The organism is Streptomyces sp. NPDC048516 (assembly GCF_043199875.1).
GTDB lineage: Bacteria > Actinomycetota > Actinomycetes > Streptomycetales > Streptomycetaceae > Streptomyces.
The window spans coordinates 1-23,474 of the sequence record NZ_JBICWS010000010.1; the positions used below are offsets into that span (position 1 = coordinate 1).

At 69.5% G+C, this 23,474-nt stretch carries 21 protein-coding genes and 3 pseudogenes; 9 read left to right on the forward strand and 15 right to left on the reverse strand.

Going from position 1 to position 23,474, the window contains the following annotated elements:
* The first annotated feature begins 150 nt into the window (after nt 1–150).
* From ACGFR7_RS20610 to ACGFR7_RS20620, 3 genes and pseudogenes are all read left to right on the forward strand, one after another.
* Nucleotides 151–726 (forward strand): hypothetical protein, encoded by a 576-nt coding sequence (locus tag ACGFR7_RS20610; RefSeq protein ID WP_393321038.1) that lies wholly within the window; start codon nt 151–153, stop codon nt 724–726.
* Between the two features lie 72 nt (nt 727–798).
* Nucleotides 799–1,962, forward strand: a complete 1,164-nt coding sequence (locus ACGFR7_RS20615) for an ADP-ribosylglycohydrolase family protein (protein WP_393321041.1) — start codon at nt 799–801, stop codon at nt 1,960–1,962.
* 61 nt (nt 1,963–2,023) lie between these two features.
* Nucleotides 2,024–2,251, forward strand: a pseudogene (locus ACGFR7_RS20620) (uridine kinase); the annotation flags it as partial.
* On the opposite strand, the pseudogene ACGFR7_RS20625 reads toward ACGFR7_RS20620, so the two are convergent.
* Both ACGFR7_RS20625 and ACGFR7_RS20630 read right to left on the reverse strand, forming a co-directional pair.
* A pseudogene (locus tag ACGFR7_RS20625) lies at nt 2,224–2,766 on the reverse strand (IS5 family transposase); the annotation flags it as partial. The pseudogenes ACGFR7_RS20620 and ACGFR7_RS20625 sit on opposite strands and share 28 nt — an antisense overlap.
* A 77-nt stretch (nt 2,767–2,843) precedes the next feature.
* The gene (locus ACGFR7_RS20630; RefSeq protein ID WP_393321044.1) at nt 2,844–3,770 is read right to left on the reverse strand and encodes a LysR family transcriptional regulator; all 927 of its coding nucleotides are present in this window, start codon (nt 3,768–3,770) and stop codon (nt 2,844–2,846) included.
* Nucleotides 3,771–3,966: 196 nt separating this feature from the next.
* Here ACGFR7_RS20630 and ACGFR7_RS20635 point away from each other — a divergent pair, with 196 nt between their 5' ends.
* From ACGFR7_RS20635 to ACGFR7_RS20650, 4 genes are all read left to right on the forward strand, one after another.
* Complete coding sequence (locus ACGFR7_RS20635; protein WP_393321046.1) at nt 3,967–4,821, forward strand: NmrA family NAD(P)-binding protein; 855 nt, start codon at nt 3,967–3,969, stop codon at nt 4,819–4,821.
* A complete protein-coding gene (locus ACGFR7_RS20640) occupies nt 4,818–5,561 on the forward strand; it encodes an SDR family oxidoreductase (protein ID WP_393321049.1) in 744 nt (247 codons plus the stop codon). The genes ACGFR7_RS20635 and ACGFR7_RS20640 overlap by 4 nt, the downstream gene beginning before the upstream one ends.
* Nucleotides 5,558–6,103, forward strand: a complete 546-nt coding sequence (locus ACGFR7_RS20645; protein WP_393321052.1) for an O-methyltransferase — start codon at nt 5,558–5,560, stop codon at nt 6,101–6,103. The genes ACGFR7_RS20640 and ACGFR7_RS20645 overlap by 4 nt, the downstream gene beginning before the upstream one ends.
* 616 nt (nt 6,104–6,719) lie before the next feature.
* Entirely contained in the window at nt 6,720–7,130 is a 411-nt protein-coding gene (locus tag ACGFR7_RS20650) for a hypothetical protein (RefSeq protein WP_393321054.1), read from the forward strand.
* Between the two features lie 683 nt (nt 7,131–7,813).
* Here the strand turns inward: ACGFR7_RS20650 and ACGFR7_RS20655 are convergent.
* On the reverse strand, nt 7,814–8,119 hold the full coding sequence (locus ACGFR7_RS20655; RefSeq protein ID WP_393321057.1) for a helix-turn-helix domain-containing protein: 306 nt from the start codon (nt 8,117–8,119) through the stop codon (nt 7,814–7,816).
* Nucleotides 8,120–8,184: 65 nt separating this feature from the next.
* Between ACGFR7_RS20655 and map the strand changes: the two genes are divergently transcribed.
* Nucleotides 8,185–8,970, forward strand: a complete 786-nt coding sequence (gene map / locus ACGFR7_RS20660; RefSeq protein ID WP_393321060.1) for a type I methionyl aminopeptidase — start codon at nt 8,185–8,187, stop codon at nt 8,968–8,970.
* A 281-nt stretch (nt 8,971–9,251) separates the two neighbouring features.
* On the opposite strand, the gene ACGFR7_RS20665 is transcribed toward map, so the two are convergent.
* From ACGFR7_RS20665 to ACGFR7_RS20705, 9 genes and pseudogenes are all read right to left on the reverse strand, one after another.
* Nucleotides 9,252–9,662 (reverse strand): RidA family protein, encoded by a 411-nt coding sequence (locus ACGFR7_RS20665; RefSeq protein ID WP_159482891.1) that lies wholly within the window; start codon nt 9,660–9,662, stop codon nt 9,252–9,254.
* A 207-nt stretch (nt 9,663–9,869) separates the two neighbouring features.
* Nucleotides 9,870–10,724: an urease accessory protein UreD gene (locus ACGFR7_RS20670; protein WP_393321063.1), complete on the reverse strand. Its 855-nt coding sequence runs from the start codon at nt 10,722–10,724 to the stop codon at nt 9,870–9,872.
* Entirely contained in the window at nt 10,721–11,416 is a 696-nt protein-coding gene (gene ureG, locus ACGFR7_RS20675) for an urease accessory protein UreG (protein ID WP_393321066.1), read from the reverse strand. Before ureG ends, ACGFR7_RS20670 begins: the two co-directional genes overlap by 4 nt.
* Nucleotides 11,417–11,449: 33 nt before the next feature.
* Nucleotides 11,450–12,124 (reverse strand): urease accessory protein UreF, encoded by a 675-nt coding sequence (locus tag ACGFR7_RS20680; RefSeq protein ID WP_393321069.1) that lies wholly within the window; start codon nt 12,122–12,124, stop codon nt 11,450–11,452.
* A gap of 115 nt (nt 12,125–12,239) precedes the next feature.
* Nucleotides 12,240–14,231, reverse strand: a complete 1,992-nt coding sequence (ureC, locus tag ACGFR7_RS20685; RefSeq protein ID WP_393321072.1) for an urease subunit alpha — start codon at nt 14,229–14,231, stop codon at nt 12,240–12,242.
* On the reverse strand, nt 14,228–14,731 hold the full coding sequence (locus ACGFR7_RS20690; protein WP_393321738.1) for an urease subunit beta: 504 nt from the start codon (nt 14,729–14,731) through the stop codon (nt 14,228–14,230). The genes ureC and ACGFR7_RS20690 overlap by 4 nt, the downstream gene beginning before the upstream one ends.
* Nucleotides 14,708–15,004, reverse strand: a pseudogene (locus ACGFR7_RS20695) (urease subunit gamma); the annotation flags it as partial. The pseudogene ACGFR7_RS20695 and the gene ACGFR7_RS20690, both read right to left, overlap by 24 nt.
* Nucleotides 14,985–15,320, reverse strand: a complete 336-nt coding sequence (locus ACGFR7_RS20700; RefSeq protein ID WP_393321075.1) for a hypothetical protein — start codon at nt 15,318–15,320, stop codon at nt 14,985–14,987. The pseudogene ACGFR7_RS20695 and the gene ACGFR7_RS20700, both read right to left, overlap by 20 nt.
* A 97-nt stretch (nt 15,321–15,417) precedes the next feature.
* Nucleotides 15,418–16,311: a LysR family transcriptional regulator gene (locus ACGFR7_RS20705; RefSeq protein ID WP_393321077.1), complete on the reverse strand. Its 894-nt coding sequence runs from the start codon at nt 16,309–16,311 to the stop codon at nt 15,418–15,420.
* Between the two features lie 101 nt (nt 16,312–16,412).
* Here ACGFR7_RS20705 and ACGFR7_RS20710 point away from each other — a divergent pair, with 101 nt between their 5' ends.
* Nucleotides 16,413–17,501 carry an alcohol dehydrogenase catalytic domain-containing protein gene (locus tag ACGFR7_RS20710; RefSeq protein WP_393321080.1) on the forward strand — a complete coding sequence of 363 codons (1,089 nt, stop codon included), beginning with the start codon at nt 16,413–16,415 and terminating at the stop codon, nt 17,499–17,501.
* Between the two features lie 208 nt (nt 17,502–17,709).
* Here ACGFR7_RS20710 and ACGFR7_RS20715 read toward each other — a convergent pair whose 3' ends face one another.
* The 3 genes from ACGFR7_RS20715 to ACGFR7_RS20725 form a co-directional block, all read right to left on the reverse strand.
* Nucleotides 17,710–18,681, reverse strand: a complete 972-nt coding sequence (locus tag ACGFR7_RS20715; RefSeq protein WP_393321083.1) for a LacI family DNA-binding transcriptional regulator — start codon at nt 18,679–18,681, stop codon at nt 17,710–17,712.
* On the reverse strand, nt 18,678–21,182 hold the full coding sequence (locus ACGFR7_RS20720; RefSeq protein WP_393321086.1) for a SpoIIE family protein phosphatase: 2,505 nt from the start codon (nt 21,180–21,182) through the stop codon (nt 18,678–18,680). The genes ACGFR7_RS20715 and ACGFR7_RS20720 overlap by 4 nt, the downstream gene beginning before the upstream one ends.
* Nucleotides 21,183–21,346: 164 nt before the next feature.
* On the reverse strand, nt 21,347–23,413 hold the full coding sequence (locus ACGFR7_RS20725; protein ID WP_393321089.1) for a TIM-barrel domain-containing protein: 2,067 nt from the start codon (nt 23,411–23,413) through the stop codon (nt 21,347–21,349).
* Nucleotides 23,414–23,474: the final 61 nt, after the last annotated feature.

Consider the following 23,474-nt stretch of genomic DNA (forward strand, 5'->3'; position numbering starts at 1 on the left):
CAGAAGGGCGTCCAGGTTTGTCGTCACACACGAGCCAACGGGCGCCCTTCGCCATGGTCGCGGCCAGCACAAACATCGGACTCATTCATCTAGGGCATGGGTAAGGTGAGCGATCATGGGAGCAGCCGGAGTGGAGGGGGTGGTAGCGCCATGCTGGAGCAAGGACTGGGGACGCCGGATCCGTTCGTCTCGATGCCCGCGCCGAGTGTGAAAGGGCGTCTCTTCGGCGGCCTCTTCTTCCTTCTGGCGCTCCTCTGCGCCGGCTTCTCGCTGTACAACTCGACGCACGCAGCGGGCCTCGTCGGTCGTCACGGCACGCTCACGGTGGAGCGCTGCTGGATCGACCACGGAAGCCGTCACCACAGCGACAAGACGGTGTGCGCCGGCACCTTCCGCGCAGACGACGGAACGACCGTCGATCACGAGGCGACCATCACGGCAGACCGCGAACGGGGCGACCGCATCCCCGTCCAGCAGACCGTGAGCGGCTACCTCGCCACCGGCTTCGGCGAGATCTGGCGCTGGTGCGCGCTGTTCTTCCTCGGCTGGATCGTCGCCGCGCTGGGGATCCCGTTCGCCGCGACCGGCATCATGCCGAGCAGGGGACAGGCCGTGGCCGTGGGCCGGTTGATCGCCGGAACCCGCGCGAGTGCCTGGATGAAGCGGCTGGTCCTGGGCGGCGCCGGTGGTGCGGCGCTCAGCCTCTACCTGGCCTGGATCTTCTGAGCCGGAAGGCTCCGACCACGCGACCGATCGACGCAATTACCATGAGCACAACCATCAAGTGAGGGAACCGGCTTGAACAGTCAGTCGTGGGGCGACATCGTCGCCCGCCGTGCCCGTGTCCGTGGCTGTCTTCTGGGCGGGGCGATAGGCGACGCCCTGGGATACCCGATCGAGTTCCAGCCGCTGGCCTCGATCCGCAACGGCTACGGGCCGTCCGGGGTCACCGGCTTCCTGCCGGTCGGCGGCGTCGTCCTCGGCCAGGTCTCCGATGACACCCAGATGACCCTCTTCACCGCGGAAGGCCTCATCCGCGCCTACGCCCGCTACGGCCCCGCCACCGAGAACGGCATCAGCTCCGCCGGGCCCGTGATCGTGCGGAACGCCTATCTGCGCTGGCTCGACACCCAGAACCACCCCGCGCCCCCGCCGCCGGCCGAACTCGCCTACGACCGCACCGGCTGGCTGCGCCAGCAGACCTGGCTCTACGCCCGCCGTGCCCCCGGCAACGCCTGCGTCTCCGGCCTCCGCTACGAGCACATCCCCGGCACGCTCGGCGAGCTCGGAGCGCCGGGGCCGGTCAACCCCGACTCCAAGGGCTGCGGCACGGTCATGCGCTCGGCTCCCTTCGGCCTCACCGGGATGCCCGTTCGCCGAGCCTTCGAATTCGCCGCCCGCTGCGCCCAGATCACCCATGGCCATCCCACCGGCTACTACGCGGCCGGTGCCTTCGCCGCCATGATCGGACACCTACTGGACGGCGACTCCCTCGAAGGCGCCGTGCTGCGCTCGATGGAACTCCTCGCCCGCTATCCCGGCCACGAGGAGACGACGGCCGCCCTCCGCAAGGCGGTCGACCTGGCTGCCGACGGCACAGCGACCCCCGAGAAGGTCGAGACCCTCGGCGGAGGCTGGATCGCCGAGGAGGCCCTGGCCATCGCCGTCTACTGTGCCCTCGCCCGCCCCGCCGACCCGGTACCCCGGCACACGCGCGTTGAGTCAGCCTTCCTGCTCTCCGTCAACCACTCCGGTGACAGCGACTCCACGGGATCCATCTGCGGCAACCTCCTCGGCGCTCACCACGGCGACCTCGCCCTCCCCCCGTCCTGGCTCACCGCCGTCGAGGGCCGTGGCACGATCACCGAGCTGGCCGACGACTTCTCGGCGGCGTTCCACCCCCTCACCCACCAGCCGTACAACGAGTCGTTCTTCGCCCCCGGGCGCTACCCGCGCAGCTGACGCCGCTCGGCCACGGGCGCCCACCCGGCACCGTACGGCAGTGCCCGGGCATGATGGAGGGGTGCGGCTGGAAGCGATCTCCTGGGAGCGGCTGACCGATGCGCGCGCTGACCGGATCGGAAAGCTGACGGCGGCGGACGGCGGTCCGTGGCTGCGCGTCGCGATCGACGGGGCGCCGACCGCCCATCCGGAAGGGCTGGCGGCGCGCTTGGCGGATGTCCTGCGGATCCGCGGACGCTCGGTGCAGACCGTCGGGACGGGCGGCTTCCTGCGACCCGCCTCGCTCCGGTCGTGTCTCGTTTGGTGCCCCTCGATCATCGGCTTCAACGCGAGGCTGTCGTGGGTGTTCGCTGCCGAGAGGCCGACGAGAAGGGGCAGTCCGTTCGCGTCCGACAGGACGTGCATCTTGGAACCCGGCTTGCCTCGGTCCACGGGGCTCGGACCTGTGAGCTCGCCCCTTTTTTAGCCCTGACGTGGGCGGAATCGAGGACCGCTCGGGAGAGGTCGAGTAGGACGGCATCGTCTAGGCGGTGCAGGATCTCCTCGTGCAGCCGGCCCCAGACACCGGCTCTTGACCAGATCAGGAATCTGCGGTGGGCCGTCGACTTCGATATCCCGAAACACGGCGGCAGAGCCCGCCAGGCACACCCACTGACCAAGACGTAGATGATTGCCGCGAACAGCGTCTCATCAGACGTGTCCTGCGTTCCGCCGCCGCGGACGCACCTTCGACGGCGGGATCAGCGGCTCCGCGATCTCCCACAGCCCGTCCGGAATAATCCAACTCCACTTACCCCGCCCCATACTCAGACCAACGAGCCATCACCACATAGGACACCGTCTTAGGCGCAGGGGCTGCCGTTCGGCCGGAAGCTTGGGTGCTACGCCCCTGCGGGGGGAGGCGGGTCGGGCAGGTGCGGGGCGGTGAGGTGGGCCTGGGCCGCGGTGCGGAAAGCGGCGACCAGGCGGTTCTGGTCGCCGGCTCGGGTTGCCAGGACGACGTGTCCGGGCTCCACGCCCTCCAGAGGGACGGTAGCCAGGTCGGGACGGCTGTTGGTGGCCATCGCACCGGCCGGGGCGATGGAGACGGCCACGCCGGCGGCAACGAGTTCGAGCTTGTCCTCCAGGCTTTCGACGAGGGGACCTTCCGGTGGCCGGTGCCCGCCGGGGCGGGGATCGATGCGCCAGAACGCGTTCCAGGCCGGGTCGGGCAGGCGAGGAGTGGGTTCGTCGGCGATGTCGTCGAGGGTGACGTACTCCTTCCCGGCCAGCCGGTGGTCGGCCGCGACCAGCAGCAGACGGGGCTCGTCGTAGAGGATCGTCACGTGCAGCTGGTCGGTGGCGAACGGCAGCCGCGCCACCACAGCGTCCACCCGGTCGTCCAGCAGTGCGGTGCGTGGTTCGTGCCAGGCCAGGTGCCGGGTCTGGATCTCTGCATCGGGATGGCGCCGGCGCACCGCCCGTACCGCGGGGGTGATGATCAGTCCCGTCGTGTAGCCGACGGTCAGGGCCGTGGGCTCGGCCGCGGCCCGCGTCTGGACCACTGCTTGGGAGGCGGCACGCAGCAGCGCCTTGGCACGGGGCAGGAACACCGCGCCGGCCTCGGTCAGCTCGGTGCCCTTGGGGGTGCGATCCAGCAGCCGGGCCGCCACCAATTCCTCCAGGCGCCGGATCTGCCGGCTCAGCGCAGGCTGGGCGATGTGCAAGGCGGCAGCAGCCCGGCCGAAGTGCCGCTGCTCGGCCACCGCCACGAAGTACCGCACCAGCCTCAGGTCCAGATCGGCATGGGCGTCGGACGTGTCAGGCATGCTTCGACTGTAACCGCCCCGCCGCCTTCCCGCAGCGCCTGAAACCGTGATGACCTGCGGTGATGCCCGTTCTGCATGAGCTGGTGCGGAACAGGTCTTGGACTGGACTTGCCCCTGGCGCGCACGGTGGATCCACCGGCCCCGCAACCCTGTCGAGGAACGCGGGGCGCTCTCAACCCTTCGGAGGAAGTGCGCCATGTACGTGGTCATGGGAGCAGGGGGGCAGACCGGCGGAGCTGTCGCCCACACCCTGCTCGAACACAAGCAGCCCGTGCGCGTCGTCCTGCGGCCGGGGCGCGACGGCAGTAGCTGGACGGCCCGAGGGGCCGAGGTGGCGTTCGCCGACGTCACCGACGCCGACGCGCTCACCGCCGCTTTGACCGGCGCGCACGCCGCGTACGTGCTCAACCCGCCCGACTACACCGGCGGCGACATGTTCCGGTCGGCCCGGCAGGTCGCGGAGGCGTACCGCAGCGCGCTGGCCACCACCGGCACGCGCGCCGTCGCGCTGTCCTCGATCGGAGCCCAGCACGCCGAGGGCACCGGCAACATCGCCACCACCCACATTCTGGAAGCGACCCTGGCACCGCTGGGCGCCTCCTTCGTACGGGCCGGCAACTTCCTGTCCAACTGGCTCTCCAGCCTCCCGGCCATGCGTGACGGCCTCCTGACCAGCTTCTTCACCCCGCTGGACCGCCCCGTCCCGCACACCGCCGCGGCCGACATCGCCGCCACCGTCGTACGCGAACTGCGACGGCCGGGCACCCGGACCGTGGAGATCGCCGCGCCGGCCGACTACTCGCCCCTCGACGTTGCCGCCGCCTTCTCCCAGGCTCTCGGACGCCCCGTCACTGCCCGGGACGTCCCCCGCGCGCAGTGGCAGCAGGCGCTCGCAGACCGCGGCATGCCGGCGCGGCTCGCCGCGGACCTCATCGCCATGTGGGACGGCTTCAACAGCGGCCACATCTGCTTCGAAGGCACACCCGAACGCGGCACCGTCACCCTCGCCGACTTCGCCGCCCGGGCCGTTCGCCAGGAGGTGTCGGCATGACGGCCACTACGGTGCCGCCGTCGTCACCGGAAGCCAAGACGGTTCTGATCACCGGCGCGAGCAGCGGCATCGGAGCCCTCACGGCCCGCCTGTTGCTCGACCGCGGCCATCGCGTCACCGTCACCGGACGCGACCCGCACAAGCTGGATACCTTCGCCAGGGCGACCGGCCGGCCGAAGCAGCTGATGACCCTCGTCGCCGATGCCGCCGACTGGGACGAAACCCAGGACGCGGTCATCCGGACCGTCGACCGCTTCGGACACCTCGACGCGGCTGTCGCGAATGCGGGCTTCACGTCCACCGACCACTTCCGCGCCGGCGGGACGGCCATCAGCGACGGGGATCCGGCCCTGTGGCCTTCGATGGTCCTCACCAACGTCCTGGGCCCCGCCCTGCTGGCCAGGGCCGCGCTGCCCCATCTGCAGGACAGCCGTGGGCGATTGGTTCTCATCGGCAGCGTCGCAGGGCTGAAGAATGCTCCGGGAAACCTGTACTCGGCCACCAAGTGGGCCGTCACCGGGCTGGCGGAGAACCTCCGCATGCACGCCACCACCCTCGGTGTGGGCGTCACCCTCATCGCCCCCGGGATGACCGACACCCCTTTCTGGGACGACGGCGCGCCACCCCCCTTCGCCATGCCGGCCGGGCCCGTGGCCGAGGCCATCGGCTTCGCCCTCGACCAGCCCACCGGCGTTGACCTCAACACCCTCACCATCCGACCGATCGGGCAACCCATATGACCACCACCGCGACCGCCGACCGTTTCAGCGACATCAAGACCGCCACACTGGCCCACCTGGAACACCACGGATGCGGCTGCTACCCCTACTCCGACGGCAGTCTGCTGGCCACCCTGACCGCAGCCGCCAAAGCGACGACCGTGGTGGAACTCGGCACCGCCCTGGGCTACTCGGCCGCCTGGTTCGCCTCCACCGGGGCCCACGTCCACACCATCGACCGCGACCCCACCCACAGCCGACGCGCGCAAGACCACCTGGCCCGCCACCACCTGGCTGACCGCATCACCCTCCACACCGGAGAGGGCACCGACATCCTGCCCAAACTTGACCTGACCGGTGCGGACGTAGCTTTCTTCGATGGCTACCCGCCCACCACCGCAGCCATCGGGGCACTGGCCGCGGCCCTGCGCCCCGGCGGTCTTCTCATCGCCGGCAATATGACCCTGGGCGGCCAGGCCCACGACATACGCGCCCAACTCGCGGCCTGGCAGCACACCGACCTCGGCGAGACCCTCCTGGCAGTCAAGCCCGCCCCACGATGAACAGGAGGCGCGTACTCCCCCCTCGAACGGGCCGGACAGCGCGTACATCGCAGCCGGCAGTCCTCGCCGAGACCCGCACCTCGGTCCGGGTCCTAGGGTGAAACGACGGAGCAGACGCCCAGCACGTGAACGCGTTGTACGGGGAGGCGCGCAGCCCTCACCCAGGGCGCGGGCGACCTGTTCGCCCCCGTCGCGCGGGACGCCGTGTGGGCCGGCATCCTCTACCTCACCCTCACCCTCACCCTCACCCTCACCGGCCACACGGCCGTCGCCGCGGCGGCCACCACTTCCTGGTGGTCCGCACGGCCAACGCTGCCCTCTCCGCCCGGCAGCCCGCGGTCCGGCCAGCTCTCCGGCTGTTCGTGGTGTCTGATACCGCTGCATACAGGCCGGGCTGAGCCTTTTGGTACCAGGGCGACCCTCCCACGGCAACAATGGGCTTTGTTGCAAACACAGTTGGGGCCGCTGATGGTTGAGACAGTGGTTCAGATCTTCGCGCAGATGGCCGGCGGGGCTCTGACTTCGGTGGGTACCGGGGTGGGACAAGCGGTATCAGACATCGTGCGTGAGCGTTTCGCGACAGATGAACGCGGCCGTTCGGCAGTACAGGCAGTTGATGAACACGGCCGAGGCCGCCGGCTACCTGATGGGGGATCCGGAGGCCGAGTTGTCCATTGTTGCCGCCGGTTTCACGGACGCGGGCAAGGCCAGCGACAGCGACTTCCTCCGCGCCATGAAGAACTCGAATGCCCCGGACGGACAGGCGGAGAAGAAGGGCATCAGCGGCCCGATGCCGAAAATCGGGGATGAACTCTGGGCCGTAGCAATGCCCGCCGGCAGTATGTACTCCGGCGGCGCTTACCTGGCTCTGCGTGTCGGCACCGTTCTCGTGACTATCCATGGCGATGACACTGACGACCAGGCCTCCTCCACACCACGGCTGGAAGTATTGGCGAGAATGATGGCTGAACGGGCGCAGCAGGCGCAGAACGGCCAAGCTCCGACCGCCTATGTACGCGATGCCTGAAACGCCCGTCAGCCAGCCACGCCGTTCGAGGCATGTCTCACGCTGCGTGCGCCACCTGGGGCGAGGTGATGGGCAGGCGGTTCGGCTTCTTCCTGCCCCGGTGAGATGCCTGGTGCGAGCCGGGCGGGTGAGGCGGCGTGGCTGAAGGTGCAGCGGCGTGCGAGACCGGGCCTGCTGTGTGATGTCGAGCAGCTCGGCCCGGTACTGCGGCAGCGCTGTGCGGCGGTAGACCCACGCAATGACCTGAGGGCCGGGACTATGACGGACCCGGCCCTCAGCCCGGCAAGAACTCAGGCTGCGACGGCGCTGCACAAGGCCGAAGATTTTCGAACCGGCAGCAGAAGTCCCCGGCTGAACGGGGGAGATCAGCCGGGGACTGACAAGCGTGTGCCCCCCTACACGACACACAAACGTCGTCCCCCGAAGCGACGCGCGCACTCACGGACGCGGTGGAGCCGTGTGCACTGTGTCGCCCGACACGGACCCGGTGACGGTGGTGCAAAGGGCCGGGCGCTCGCGCCCTTCGGGCAGGAAGCGACGGAGCCGACGGGGTCCAGGCGGTGTAGCCGCCGGGGTCCGCGAGGCGGTGCCCGGGCTGGTCGACGAGGTGATCAGTGATCAGCGTGTGCGCAGGTGTACCGGTACAGCGCGGTCAGTGAACCGCTGGCTCTCCGAGTTCGGCGTTAGGAAACCAGCGATGGATGCCGCGTGACAGACAGGGCCGACTGATCCTCGACGGTTCGCTCCGCCCGGCTGATCTCGGCCCAGACGGCGTCGAGAGACAGGCCGAGGGTGTCGGCGATCGCTGCGATGGTCGGAAAGGCGGGGGTAGCCACACGGCCGGATTCGATCTTCCGCAGGGTTTCCGGCGAGATGTGCGAAGCGAGCGCCACGTCCAGCATCGAGCGGCAGCCCCGGGCTCGGCGGAGCAGGGCGCCAAGGCGCTGTCCGCGTTCTACCTCGGCGGGGGTGAGCGGCAACCTGACCATGACCCCATTCTAATACCGGTACAGTTAGACCGGGATAGTTATTGGACGTACATGAGAGGTCCCCCATGATTGAGATCTTGAACTCCGCGCAGCTTGAGCGGGCGAGGGACACCGGCGCGCTGGTCGGAGACATCCTGCACACGCTGAAGCAGCGCAGCACGGTCGGGACGAACCTGCTGGACATCGACCAGTGGGCCAAGGAGATGATCACCGAGGCGGGGGCACAGTCCTGCTACGTCGACTACGCGCCTTCCTTCGGGCGCGGCCCGTTCGGGCACTACATCTGCACGGCCGTCAACGACGGAGTGCTCCATGGGCGGCCTCACCACTACACGCTGGCAGACGGAGATCTGCTGACTCTCGACCTTGCCGTAGCCAGGGGCAGGGTGGCCGCGGACGCCGCGATCAGCTTTCTGGTGGGCAAGGCCAGGCCGGCGGAGAGCGTCGCGATGATCGAGACGACCGAACGTGCACTCGCCGCCGGCATCGCCGCCGCCAAACCCGGGGCGCGCATCGGCGACCTCTCCCACGCCATCGGCACGGTCCTCAGCAAGGCGGGCTACCCGATCAACACCGAGTTCGGAGGCCACGGCATCGGCTCGACCATGCACCAGGACCCACACGTCGCGAACACCGGACGGCCCGGCCGCGGATACCAGCTGCGCCCCGGACTGCTGCTCGCCCTGGAACCCTGGGTCATGGCCGACACTGCCACCCTCGTCACCGACGCCGACGGTTGGACGCTGCGCAGCGCGACGGGCTGCCGGACCGCGCACAGCGAGCACACCATCGCCATCACCGACAACGGAGCCGAAATTCTCACCCTGCCCACGCATCTGCGTTTCGGCTGATCCCACAGCCGCACCTTGTCGTCACCCTTCAGCGCGGCCGGGTCCAGGGATTGGCCAGGCTGCGGTCGACGAATTCACGAACCGGCTCCGTCATCGTGGATTTGCTCAGCACCTGTTCCCAGCGTTGCTCTTGCGGAGGCGCGTAGCACCCGAGCACGAATCGGACGGCTCCGTCGACAGCTTCGGCGTCCTCCCGTACACGGGGAGGCTGCTTTTCCGCTGCTGCACTGCCCTGCGCCGCACGCCGAGCCGCGGGTGATGACTGAAGATGGTCCGTCGGCTCAGGAATCGAGCACGGCGGCGATGGCCTCGATCTCTACGAGCTGGCCGTCGTAGCCGAGCACGGTGACACCCATCAACGTGCTGGGCACGTCGTGGTCGCCGAACGCGGTCCGGACAACCCCCCACGCCGTCACCAGGTCCTCCCGCCGGTGGGAGGCAACGAGAACGCGGGTGCTGATGACATCGTGGAGTGACGCGCCGGAGTCTGCCAGAGCGGTCCGCATGTTCTCCACGGCCTTGGCCGCCTGCCCCGCGACGTCTCCGATTGCCGCAGTGGAACCGTCCTCATTGAGCGGACATGCTCCGGCCAGGAAGATCAGCCGCGACTCGGCCGGGGCCGTGGCAGCGTAGGAGTACTCGGCAACATCGGACAGGGATGCAGAACGGATCAACGTGACAGCACGCGGCACGGGCTTCCTTTCGTCGTAGACCCGGGACACTCACGACCTTCTCAAAGAACGACTCGGCGTTCGACGCAATTTCCTGTCCGCCAACTCCCGCGATGGGCCACTGCCGTCGGCCTCCGAATCGCTCTGCCATGGTCAGCCCGTCAGCACCCGTCGCATACCGGTCCCCGTACCCGAACTCGACGCATCACATGATCGAAGAGGCACGGTCTAGCGGGCGAGGGCGCGTGCGTGCGCCTCGTCGAGCAGTTCCCGCAGTGCCGAGGTGGTCGGTGCGACGGCGGTGGCGAGCAGTGCCGGGCCGTTGGCCAGCGGTGCGAGGACGGCGCACCCGTCCTTGGTGCCTTCGCCGAGCAGTACGGCGTCTCGTCGGATGTCGAGGCGCGGGTCCACGACCAGGAGCTGGCCGACGGCGCGGTGCCCGTTCAGGACGGCCGGGCCGTCCCAGCCGGGTTCTGGGGACCCGTAGGTCGTGCGCTGGTCGAGTAGCGGGCGCCCGGCTCGGTGGACCAGGATCCGGCTGACGAGGTGGCCCGGTTCCTCGCCGGCCCGGCCCAGGAGCTGCTCTTCTCGCAGTACGAACCGTGAGGTGGCGGCGAGTTCGACGGTGCAGGTCTGCCGCAGGTTGCTGCCGGCGGCGCTGATCAGGGGCTGCGGCAGCCAGCGCATACGGGCGTGTTCTCCGGCGGTGAGCCGCACGTCGTAGGTGGCTGCTTCGGTGGTGGGGCCGCGCAGGGCGAGGGTGGCGGCAGCTGTGGTGACCTCCAGCTCGGCCTGGTCCTCGGCGGTGATGTCGAGGGTGAGCCGGTCGCCGCCGAGTGGGGCGCTCATCGCGCCGATGATGCCCACTGTGGCGGCGCTGCCGTCGGTGCGCATGCGCCGCAGGTGGAAGGGGCCGTCGCTGCGCAACTGGGGGAGGGTGGTGACGCGTCCGTTGTGCGCGGCGCGGATCCGGGCCGTGGCACGTACGCCGTGAGGGTGTCCGGCGGGCTCTTGGGCGCCGGCTGGGGGTGCGTCGCGGTCGGACGCGGGTCGGGCGGCGGCGAGTTGGGTGGATGGACTCATACGGCTGCCCCGGCGCGCCACTGGGCGAGGTGGCCGGTGACCCAGTCGGCGACTTCGCGGATGCCGTCGTCGGAGGTGAGGTGGGTGAAGATGACGGGAAGGCCGCCGCGCTGTCGTTTCGCGTCGATGGCCATGGTGTCCAGGTCGGCGCCGACGTGCGGGGCGAGGTCGGTCTTGTTGATGATGAGGAGGTCGGCGGTGGTGATGCCGGGGCCGCCCTTGCGGGGGATGTCGTCGCCGCTGGCCACGTCGATGACGAAGATCTGTACGTCGACGAGGCCCTTGGAGAAGGTGGCGGTCAGGTTGTCGCCACCGGACTCGACGAGCACGAGGTCGAGGGGGTGGAGGGTCTCTTCCAGGTGTTCGACGGCTTCCAGGTTTGCGGAGATGTCGTCGCGGATCGCGGTGTGCGGGCAGGCGCCGGTCTCGACGGCGGCGATGCGCTCGGGCGGCAGGACGGCTTCGCGCAGCAGGTACTCGGCGTCCTCACGGGTGTAGATGTCGTTGGTGACAGCGGCGATGCGCCAGCGGTCGCGCAGGGTGCGGCAGAGCGCGGCGACGGTGGCGGTCTTGCCGGAGCCGACGGGGCCACCCAGGCCGACGCGGAGGGCGCGGCGACTGCCGTCGGGACGGAGCGGATCGGCGCTGTAGGTGTGCCGCTCGGGAAAGGTCTCAGAGTGGTCGAGGTGCATGGCAACTCCGCTGTGCAGTGGTGGGTTCGGGGTTCAGGAGGCGAAGAGGCGGACGGTCCAGGCGGCGTGCTGCTCCCCGGTGATGTCCAGCAGGGGTGAGGAGGCAGACGGCAGGGCGTCGAGGCCCTCGGTCAGGGCGCGGGTCGCTGCGTCGGCCGCGGCCTGGGCGACGCCGTCGGTCTCGGGGCCGAGGCGGGCCAGCAGACCGGAGGCGTCGAGCGGGTCGAGGCTCAGCAGGCGCACCGCTGCGGTGGCCGGGCCGCCGATGTTCTCGTACGCGGCGGCACAGGCGGCGTCCACCGGGGCGAGCCCGGCGGCGCGGGCGGCGAGGCCCAGAACGATGGGCTGGTGGGCGCCCTGGGGACGCGCGGCGGCCAGGCGTTCGAGCTCGGCCGACGGGAAGGTGGCACGGGCCGCGCGCATCATCTGCCGGCCGAGTCTGCGGGCGACGGCACGTAGTGCGGGGGCGGGGGTGCGCGCGTCGGCCGTGTCGTCGAGCAGCAGCGGGTCATGTCCGGCGGCGGCTGCGGCGGCCAGCCCGGCCGCCGTCAGACCGGTGGTGTGCAGACGCCCGCGGCAGAACGCCTCCAGGCTGTCGGTGTTGTGTACGGTTCCATGGGCGACCGCGGCCTCGACGCCGCCGGAGTGGGCGTGCCCACCGGCGGGGAAGCGGCCGTCGGCCAACAGGAGCAGGGCTGCGCGGCTCATGGGCGAGCGGCTGCCTTTCACAGGGGCGGATGGTGAGGCGGTGCCCTGGGCGGGCACGCCGTGCCCGCCCAGGCCCGACCGTGGCGCCGGCGCCGATGGCCGGGCAGGTGTCGGCTCAGAAGAGGAAGTACCGCTGAGCCAAGGGGACTTCGTTGACGTAGGTGCGCGGCACGGTCGCACCGTTGAGTTCGGTGCGGGCGTCCCCCGTCGTCGCGCCGCCGATGGTGACCTCGAAGCTGTTGTGGTCGACTTCGAGGCTGTCCGGCACCTTGTCGTTCAGCTTCATGTCGGTCTTCTTGACGTTCCGGGTGCTCTCGATCGGGACGAACTTCTTGTGGAGACCGACCGTTTCCGTCCCCGTCCCCTCGTTGTTCCTGTGCCGGCCGGGGGCGAATCGGGTGTTCAAGCTGTCAGCCACGTCCTCGGCGGCGAAGTTCACCGAGTTGCTCCCCGGGGCACGCCCGGTGGCCCCCCAGACCGGCCGCGGCAGGTAGGGCTGCGGCTTGGTGATCGAAGCGTTGGCGTCGCCGACCTGCGCGTAGGCGAGTTGGCCGCCCTTGAGGACCATGTGCGTCTTGACGCCGAAGAACTTCGGCTCCCACAGCACCAGGTCTGCCAGCCTCCCCGGCTCCACGGAACCGACGTACTTTTTGATGCCGTGCGTGATCGCCGGGTTGACCGTGTACTTGGCGACGTACCGGCGTGCCCGGTAGTTGTCGTTCGGCGTCAGCCTGTCCTCATTGAACGGGTGGGACGGGTCCGTGTCTTGTCGGATCGTTCGGACTTTCGCGTTCTGCAGGTCTTCGGGCAGCGCGCCGTAGCGGGACTTCATGACGTGCGCGGTCTGCCAGGTGCGCATGATCATCTCGCCGATGCGTCCCATCGCCTGGGCATCCGAGGACATCATCGAGATGGCGCCCATGTCGTGGAGGAGGTCCTCCGCGGCCATGGTGGACGGTCGGATGCGGGAATCCGCGAAGGCCATGTCCGCCGGAATGTCCGGGTTGAGGTGGTGGCACGCGATCATCATGTCGATGTGCTCCTTGACGGTGTTCACCGTCAAGGGCCGGGTGGGGTTGGTCGAGGCGGGCAGCACGTTCGGCTCCTTGACCAGCTCGATCATGTCCGGAGCGTGGCCTCCTCCAGCGCCCTCGACATGGAAGATGTGGATGGAACGCCCCTTGAAAGCATCCTTGGTGCTTTCCAGGAAACCGGACTCGTTGAGCGAGTCGGCGTGCAGGGCGACCTGGATCTTGCGCTCCTCACAGACTGCCAGCGCCCTGTCGATCACCGCGGGTGTGGCACCCCAGTCTTCGTGCACCTTCAAGCCGATGACACCGGCATCCACCTGCTCGTTCAGAGCGTCTTCGTTCATCGTGCTGCCCTTGCCGAGCAGACCGATGTTGACCGGGTACTCGTCCAGGGCCTCGAAGACCCGGGTGATGTGCCACTCGCCGGGGGTCACGGTGGTGGCCGTGCTGCCTTCGGCGGGGCCTGTGCCGCCGCCGATGAGAGTGGTCACGCCCGAGGCCAGGGCCTCGTGGATCTCTTCGGGGCAGATGAAGTGAACGTGGGTGTCCACACCCCCCGCGGTAAGGATCCGGCCGTTGCCGGAGATGGCCTCGGTGCTCGGGCCGACCACGAAGTTCGTAGCCGTCACCGGTAGCTGGTCGTCCGGCTGCTCACGGGCGGGCTGCTCGAAGTCCGAGATCGGGTCCATCGTCTCCGGGTTGTACGCCTTGCCGATGGCATGAACCTTGCCATCCCTGATGCCGACGTCGGCTTTGACCACACCCCACCAGTCGAGGATCAGCGCCCCTGTGATGACCGTGTCCATGGGAATGCGATCCGGGTTGCCGCCCCCGTCCCTCGCGATGTGGGACATGCCCATCGACTCTCGGATCACCTTGCCGCCACCGAAGATCATCTCATTGCCGCTGTATTTCGGCCCGCCGCTCCAGTCGGCTTCGATCTCGACGGTGAGATCGGTGTCGGCAAGGCGGACGCGGTCCTTGGTGGTGGGCCCGTACAGAGCGGTGTACTCCGCCCGCTTCACCAAGTTGCCCGGCCTCTTCTGCCGGCCCGTCTTCCCCGGCTGGCCACTCATCCGACGTTCCCCTCGCGCAGTCCCTGAATCTTGCCGGTGTCGCTCTTGGCGTCGCCCTCGATGCTCACCAGCTCGACGCAGCACACGTCTCCTGGTTCGAACCGCACGGACGTGCCCGCGGCGATGTTGAGCCGTCGCCCCTTCGCCTCGGCACAGTCCCAGAGCGGTTTGTCGTCCACGGGCGCGCCGAGGGGGTTCTCGACCACCTTGAGGCCGGGGTTGACCTCGGCGAAGTGGTAGTGGGAGCCGACCTGGACGGGACGGTCGGACGTGTTCTGGACCTTGATCGCCTTCTTGCCGCTCTGCAGGTGCTCGTTGAACGCGATCGCCTCGTGCCAGGACGCGGCGTCGTCGCACTCATGGCAGCAGGGGGACGAGTCGGTGTCGTCGCGGTCGACCGGGCACTCCGGCCTGCGTGCCGGCTGGGGGTGCTCGACCTTGCCCGGGTAGACCTCGGGGTCCTCAGTGGCCTCTGGGATGGGGTCGTGGATCGTGACCAGCTTGGTGCCGTCCGGGAAGGTCGCCTCCACCTGGACGTTCTTGATCATCTCCGGGACGCCGTCCATCACGTCGTCACGAGTGAGCACCCGTCGGCCCGAGTCCATGATGTCGCTCACCGTCTTACCGTCGCGCGCCGCCTCGAAGACGTACGCGGACAGCAGGGCCATGGTCTCGGGGTAGTTGAGAAGCAGGCCCCGGTCGCGGCGCTTCGCTGCCACGTCGGCCGCGACATGGATCAGCAAGCGTTCCTGCTCATGCGGAGTCAAATGCACGACGAGCCGTTTCTGTTGATCGGATGGTGCCTGCGACCGGGCATGCCGAGGTCTCGGACAACGTTCCCCGGACGACGACGGACGCTCCCCGATCATTGGCAGGGACGAACGGTGATACGCCAAACGACGGATGATCTACACCATCCGGTGAATCCGCGAAGTACACCGTTTGCACCCGCCGGGCGGAAGGAACCGGCTCCGAAACCGTCGAAGGATTCTGCGAGCAGGCGACGTTGTACGTGCGCTCCAGCTCCCGCATCGTCATGCCGGCCCGGTGGTCCCGCCGGATCGCCGCGTACAGCTCGACCTTCGACATCCGCGGCATGACCAGGGCCTTTCAACGGGAACGCCCCGATGCTGGCCTGGCAAGTACTCCAGTGGGTATCCGCGATGTGTGCGGCCTTGATGGCGGTTCAGGCGGTCGAAGTGATCGCTTGGGTGACGGCCGTGATCGCCGGGGTGGGGTGGCCGCAGAGGCGTGCCACGAGCACCCGGCGAATCTCGGGGGGCGCGCCGTCGACGCGCAGCACGCTCACCCCGGGCAGCAGCATCGGTGAGAGCCCGGACGGCACCGTGGTCACGCCGAAGCCGCCGGCGACCAACTGGAGCTTCGTCAGCCAGTCGCGCGCGGAGTGGACGACGCGCGGCCGTCCGGGCAGGCCGGGCCAGACGCCGAGCAGCGGCTCGGAGTTCGACGACGGGGCGGCGATCCAAGCGGCGTCGACCAGTTCGTCGACGTGCACGGTGGTGCGTCCGGCGAAGTCTCCGGTCGAAGACACGGCCACGACCAGTTCGGTGTCCGCGACGGTCTCCAGGTGCAGGCGCGGCAACTCGCTGTCGAAGGGCCGGTGGGGCGGGCGGGATGTCAGCACTGCGAGGTCGAGCGAGCCCGCGCGCAACGCCCGGATCAGGGAGGGCGTGGTGCCCTCGCGGGTGGTGACCGTGAGCTGCGGGTCAGCCTTCGCGAGGTGTGCGAGTGCGGCGGGCAGGATCGCCGAGCCCGCGCTCAGGACTGCCCCGAGCCGCACCAGCTCGTTCCGCGGGACGCTGCCGGTGAGTTCACGCTCGACCGCTGCGAGCGAGGCGAGGATCGTGTGGGCGTGCCGCAGCAGGGTCAACCCGGCGGGAGTGAGCCGCACCCCGTCCGGGCGGCGCTCGAACAGGGTGGTGCCGGCGCTGTGTTCGAGGGCGGCGGCCTGGCGTGAGACGGCCGACTGTGTGTATCCGAGTCGGGCGGCCGCCGCGGTGAAGCTGCCGGACTCGGCGATCTGCCGCAGGACCCGCAGTCCCGTGCTGGAGATGTCCATGCGTCATACGCATACCATAGATGCGAGATCATCGCTTCCCGCATGCTCGTCCCGCTCCTAGGGTTGATCTCAAGAGCACGGACGAACACGGAGGTCATCACGTGCGAGCAGCAGTTCTGACGCGCTTCGGCGCCCCGCTCGCGGTACGGGAGGCGCCGGACCCCGAGGCCGGTAGCGGTGAGGTGGTGGTCGAGGTCCTCGCCGCCGGCGTGGCGCCCTACGCGGCCGAAGTCTTCAGCGGCAGGCGGAAGTACCCCCTCGTCCCTCCTGTCGTGCCCGGCGTTGGCGCGGTGGGGCGGATCGTCCACGTCGGCCCTGACGCCACCCGGCTGCGGGGCGGCGACCTGGTGTGGTGCGACTCGACGGTGCGCTCGCGAGACGATGCCCTGACGCCCGACATCACGCTCCAGGGCTGGAGTTCACGCGGCGAGGGCGGCGCGCGGCTCGCCGAGTACCTGCACGACGGCGCGTTCGCCGAGCTCATGCGGGTCCCGACGGAGAACGTCTTTCCGCTGCCGGCCGCGGCCGGGGAGGATCCGGCCCGCTGGGCCGCGCTCACCGTGCACACCATCTCCTACGGCGGGCTGCTGGCAGGCGGGCTCGCGGCGGGCGAGACGCTGCTCGTCAGCGGGGCCACCGGAAACCTCGGCAGCAGCGCGGTCGCGGTCGCGCTCGCGATGGGCGCGGGCCGCGTGGTCGCCCCCGGCCGCAACAAGGCCGCGCTCGACCTCCTCGCCGACCGGTTCGGTCCGCGTCTGCGCCCGGTGCCGCTGACCGGGGACGAAGCCACCGACCAGGGGGCGATGTCCGCGGCGGCCGACGGCCCGATTGACATGGTGATCGACCTGCTACCGCCGAGCGCACCCAGCTCGGCCTCGCGCGCGGCGGCCATGACCGTGCGCGAGTACGGCCGGGTCGTCCTCATGGGCGGCGTCGGCATGCTCGGTGGCGACGACCTCGCACTCCCGTACCCATGGATCATGCGCAACTCGATCACCGTGCGCGGGCAGTGGATGTACCCGCGCACAGCCAATGTCGGCATCATCCGGCTCCTCACCTCGGGCACTCTGGATCTCGCCCCCGAACGAGTCCGGTCGTTCGGCCTCGATGCCGTCAACGACGCCATCGCGTACGCCGCCGCGCACAGTGGCCCGTTCGACCGAACCAGCCTCACCCCGCCGGCCGGCTGAAAAGGCCCAGATGGAGGCCGGCCGCATCGCATCCATGCCGGCATCGCCCCACCTCGGCCGAGGCCGGCTATATCCCGGAGGATCTGCGCAAGGCTTGTTCCTGCCGGTCATTCCCTGACGAGGGCACGGGCGTCGACGGAGAACTTGACGAGGATCCCCTTGTCCCGCGTCGCCGGTCACCTGGTCACAGCCGGGGGCGGCTGGCGGGTCAGAAGTCCAGGTCAGGGAATTCGTCCTCCAGGTCAGGCTCCGAATCGAGAACCGGCCGGCAGGGGCCGGTGCTGGCGCGCAGCGTGATCAGCGGTTTCAGCAGGATGTGCCGGGGTGACGAGGCAGGCGAGGTGAGCCGCTCCACCATCAGGTCGACGCCGATCCGGCTCATCTCCTTGGCCGGTATCTCGGCAGCGGTCAGCGGCGGGCTCACCTCTTCCGCCCAGCGGCTGGCCGCCACGCCGACGACCGAGAAGTCGCGCGGTACGCTGCGGCCGTGACGGGTCAGCCCGCGGTAAATGCCTTCCAGGGCGGCTTCGTTCATGACGACCAGGGATGTGGTGGCCGGATCGTCCTGCAAGATCCGTTCCACGACGTCCTCCCCGGCGCCGACATCGTCGCCGCTGGGGTACGCACGCGCGGTCAGGTCCATCTCCGTCATCGCCTCGGTGTAGCCCTCGTTCCCGAGCAGCGCGTATCCGTACCCGCTGTTGACGATCTGCTCCGACTTGTTGACGAAGGCGATGCTGCGGTGGCCCAGTTCGGTCAGGTGCCGGACGCATCCGCTTGCCAGGCCGGCGAAGTCGAGATCGACCCAGCCGACCCCGTCGGTTCCGCTGTTCCGGCCGATGGTGACGAAGGGGAAGGCCGCTTCCGTCAGATGCTGGATGCGGTCGTCCTCCCGGCGGACCTCCATCACGATGACGCCGTCCACGCGCCGTTCGCTGACCATCCGCCGGAACGCGGGGTCCCTGCCCGACTTGCAGGGCGTGAGCAGCAGGTCATAGCCGTATGTGGTGGCGGTTTCCGCCACCCCGCCGACGAAGGCGAGCTGCACCGCCGGGTAGTCCCGGTTGGCGCCGGACGGCGGGTAGAGCAGGGCGAGCGTATGTGTCAGGTCCCGGGCCGCAGCACCACTATGGGTCTGGGCGCCGCGTCCTGTTGACAGGTCGACTGTGCGCTCCGTCATGGTCCGTTGGCCGGTAGACGTTGTTCGGCCCAGATGGTCTTGCCGGTGGGGGTGTGGCGGGTGCCCCAGCCTTGGGTCAGCTGGGTCACCATGTGCAGGCCTCGTCCCCCTTCGTCGTAGGTGCGGGCCCGGCGCAGATGGGGGGAAGTACTGCTGGCGTCGGAGACCTCGCAGATCAGGGTCCGGTCCCGGATCAGCCGTAGCCCGATGGGGGCGTCCCCGTAGCGGATGGCGTTGGTGACCAGCTCGCTCACCACCAGCTCGGTGATGGACGCTGCGTCGGTGAGCCCCCAGGTCGCCAGCTGACGGGAGGCCTGTGCCCGGGCGTCGGCCACGATGGCGGGATCTGACGGCAGCGACCAGGCGGCGACCTGATCGGTGTGCAGCGCACGGGTGCGCGCCAGGAGCAGCGCCACGTCGTCGGCGGGGCTCTCGGGCAGCAGGGCTCTGAGGATGATGTCGCAGGTGACGTCCAGCGAGGGTTCGGCGGAAGCCAGGGCTGCGCAGAGTCGTTCAAGGCCGACGCCGAGATCGTGGCCGCGGGCTTCTATCAGGCCGTCGGTGTAGAGGGAGAGCAGGCTTCCCTCGGGGAGTTCCAGCTCGGTGGGCTCGAAAGGCAGGCCGCCGACACCCAGAATCGGCCCCGGGGTGAGCTGGACGACGCTGGACGTGCCGTCGGGGAACAGCACGACGGGTGGGACATGGCCGGCACTGGCCATGGTGCAGAGGCGGGAGACCGGGTCGTAGACCGCGTACAGGCAGGTCGCGCCGATCTGGCCGGGGTCGGGCGCGTTCCGGACGTCGTTGTCCGAGGTCAGGTGGGTGACCAGTTCGTCGAGGTGGGTGAGCAGCTCGTCCGGAGGCAGGTCGACTCCGGCGAGCGTGCGCACCGCTGTACGCAGTCGGCCCATGGCGGCCGAGGCATGGATGCCGTGGCCGACCACGTCGCCGACGACCAGCGCGACGCGAGTGCCCGACAGGGGGACCACATCAAACCAGTCGCCGCCCACTTCGGCCCCCCTGCCGATCGGCAGATAACGGTGTGCCACCTCGACGGCCGCCTGCTTGGGGAAGTGACGGGGCAGCAGACTGCGCTGGAGGGTCAGGGCATTGGCGCGTTCGCGGGAGAAGCGGCCCGCGTTGTCCACGCTGCCGGCCGCCCGGTTTGCGAGCTCCTCGGCGACGAGCAGATCATCCTGCTCGTACGGTTGCGAGCCTTCTGCGCGGGCGAAGACCACGACCCCGAGGGTCAAGCCCCGAGCTCGCAGCGGGGTAGCCATGATCGAGTGGAATCCGTGCTCCGTCGCGTGAGCGGATCCCCCGACGCCGGCGGCGACCCATCGGGCGAACTCGGGGTCGTCTGCTCCGCACCGCACCGTTCGACCGCTTGTCAGGGCACGTGCGGGGGGTGAGCGCGGAGGACAGGTGTCGGCCGCGCCGATCTCGGTGCCGGCTTCGGGCACTCCGTCGGCGGTCCGGTGCGCGACCCGGCGCAACACCACGGCGGCGTCGGCCGGACCGGGCGGCGGTTCCTTCCCACGGGTCACGGAGTCGAACAGGTCCACGGTGACGGAGTCGGCGAACCGCGGAACGGCCAGGTGGGCGAGTTCCTGAACCGTGCGCCGCGCATTCAGGGTGGTTCCGATACGGTTGCCCGCCTCGTTGAGGAGGGCCAGGCGCTGCCGTGCGGCAACCTGCTCGGTACTGTCGAACGCAGCGGCTCCGACACCGGCCACCTGGCCGGTGTCGGGGCTGCGGACGGGCCACATCTCGATGGTCCAGGCACGCCGGTGAGCGGACGGCGTAGCCGGCGCAAGGTGCTCATAGCGGCTTGGCTTGGCCTCCTCGGCGACCCGGCGGACGCAGCGCAAAAACCCCTCGTCGGAGCGGCCTGCGCCCAGCAGGTCCGAGTAGGGCCAGGTGTCCCCTTCAGCCGCCTGCCCCTGCCCCTGCCCCTGCCCCTGCCCCTGCCCCTGCCCCTGCCCCTGCCCCTGCCCCTGCCTGGATTCGACAGCTCCGGCCTGCCCTGCGGCCGTCTGCGCCCCGTCGCCGTCAGCGGGGCTGCCCGTCGTGCGCCCGGTCGGCGTGGGCTGCTCGCCCCCGTGCGCGACCGCGTTCCACTGCCAGGAGCGTGACGTGGTGCTGTAGGTGGAGAGCGCGACAGAGGACTGGGTGAACGCCCACTCCACCATCCGCCGGTCGGGCTCCGCCTCGCCCGCACCCGCCGTCACGACGAACGCCTGGGGCGTTTCGTCGTCACTGAATGTCGGATGAAGACGCAGGGGCAGATCGACGCGGTGGCCATCCCGGTGGCGGACTGCCGCTGTGCCGCTCCACTCCCGGGCTTCGCTCAGGCAGGGCCCGGCCACCGCGGGGTACTCCCCGTTGATCAGGAGGTCCGAGACGGGGTGTCCGACAACCTCCGGGGGGCGATAGCCCAGCAGTTTCCGCGCCCCTTCACTCCACCCTGTGACCGTGCCCCCCACGCTGATGATGGCCATGGGGACATGGTTCAACCACCCAGAGTGACCATTCTCCCCCACGGAAGTGGCCATTTTTGCTCATTTCACCCGAGCGTCATTACTCACAGTCCCATAGTGCCTGCGTGAAAAGAATCGAACAAGCTGCACTGAAACTCAGGGACCGCGGCGGATCCGGTCGGAGATCAGCCCGGAAACCTCACATCCAGCGTGGAGCCGCGACGTACGAGTACGGGGATGTATTCCAGGGGAGCGTCAGCTGTGATGGTCTGGCCGCCGGCATGGTCAGTTCCTGTGGCGGCGGACCGCCAGTCGGCACCGGCCGGCAGATAGACCTGGCGGCGGCGCTCACCGAGTCGGGTCACCGGGGAGATCAGCAGGTCCGGGCCGCACAGGAACTGGTCCTCGACCGTCCACGCCGCCCGATCGTCGGGAAAGCCGAAGCACAGCGGCCGGATGACCGGTGCACCGGAGTCGGCTGCGGAGACCATCTGACGGTGAAGGTAGGCACGAAGGTCCTGGCGTAGCCGAAGCTGCCGGGTCAGGATCCGGTAGGCATCCTGACCGTAGGACCACAGTTCGTTGGGCCCCCCGCTTCGGCCGGCAGGGATGGCGTCCCGCGGTTCGCGGTGGCCGTGCATCCGCAGCAGCGGACAGAAGACGGCGAACTGGAACCAGCGGATGAGCAACTCCCGGTAATCGGGGTCGTCCGGGTCGCCACCGTGGAAACCGCCGATGTCGGTGGTCCACCACGGAATGCCACTGAGGCCCGCGCTCAGCCCAGCGCACACCTGGGCCGCGAGTGCCTCGAAGGTGGCCGGGATATCACCCGACCACAGAGCCGCCCCGTAGGCCTGGCTGCCGGACCAGGCGGAACGCACCAGACTAACGGGAACGTCTTCGCCCTCGGCCCGCATATGCTCGAAAAACCCGCGCACATGTTCGCGCGGATACAAGTTGGCCACCGCCCGGCCAGGCCCCGCCGCGTAACGCAGGTTGCCGAATTGTTCGGGGTACATCTCCGGTTCGCAGGCGTCCAGCCACCACAGCCGGAAGCCGAGATCGTAGTAGTTGCGCTTGATACGGCTCCAGAGGTAGTCACGAGCCCGCTCGTTGGTGGGGTCGTAGAACACCACGGGCAGCGGCTCGTCGCCGACCTGAGTGTCGGGGAAGACATGCTGGAAAGGCTGGCCGTGCTCCGTTCCCAGCAGCAGCTGCTCATCCCGCATGTGGCGGTAGTTCTCGCTCACGAAGCTGACGGACGGCCACACGGACACCAGCGGCCGTACGCCCATGCTCGCCAATTCCGCGACCATCCCGGCCGGGTCGGGCCAGTCGGCAGCATCGAAGCGCCAGTCGCCCAGATGCGGCCAGTGGAAGAAGTCCACGGCGATGACCGACAGCGGAAGTCCCCGGCGCCGGTATTCGCGGGCGACGCCCAGCAGTTCCTCCTGTGTCCGGTAACGCAGGCGGGACTGCCACAAGCCCAGGGCCCATTCCGGCAGCACGGGGGCGTGTCCGGTGGCATCGGCATAGTTGGCCAAGATGGCGGCGGGAGTCGGACCGGTGGTGACCCAGTAGTCGATCTGATCGGCGGCGTCGGCGACCCACCGGGTCTGATGGGCGGCCAACTCCACACGTCCGACGGCGGGCAGGTTCCACAGCAGCCCGTAGCCTCGGGAGGAGAGGGTGAAGGGGATGGTGACCTCCCCATTGCGCTGCACCAGGTCGATCACCAGATGCTTGTGGTCGAGGCGCCCGTGGGAGTGCTGGCCCAGCCCGAAGAACTGTTCCCCGTCATAGGCGGCGAAGCGCTGGTTCAGCTGATAGCGGCCCTCGCCGACCGGTGTGAACGTGCGGGGACCGGGCCAGGCGAAGTGGCCGGCGGACTCCCGCAACAGCTCGGTTCCGTCCTGCGTACCCGCGAAACGCAGATGGCCCTGGGGAGACAGCTCCACCCGCAGCCGCCCGACGGTGAGGATCCGGCTGCCGTGGGGACCCACGCCCAACTCCGCGGCCACGGCGGCAGGGGGCGCACTCAAGGCTCCCGGCAGGTCGTCGCGCACCCGATGCCGGGCCGAGCGCACCCGGACACTGTCGGCTCCCCAGGGCTCCACCCGCAGTACGTGCTCGGCGTCACCGAACTCAAGGCAGACGGCCGGAGGGGAGAAGGCGGGAGTCCGGGAATTGCTCCCGGCTGCGTCGGACGTGGCGGCGGAGGGTGCGGGCCTCGTGCCGTCGGGCGGAGACATGCTGCTCCTTTCTGCAGGACTGTCGCACGGGTCAGTGGCGGTGCAGGGGCGCGAGTGGCGG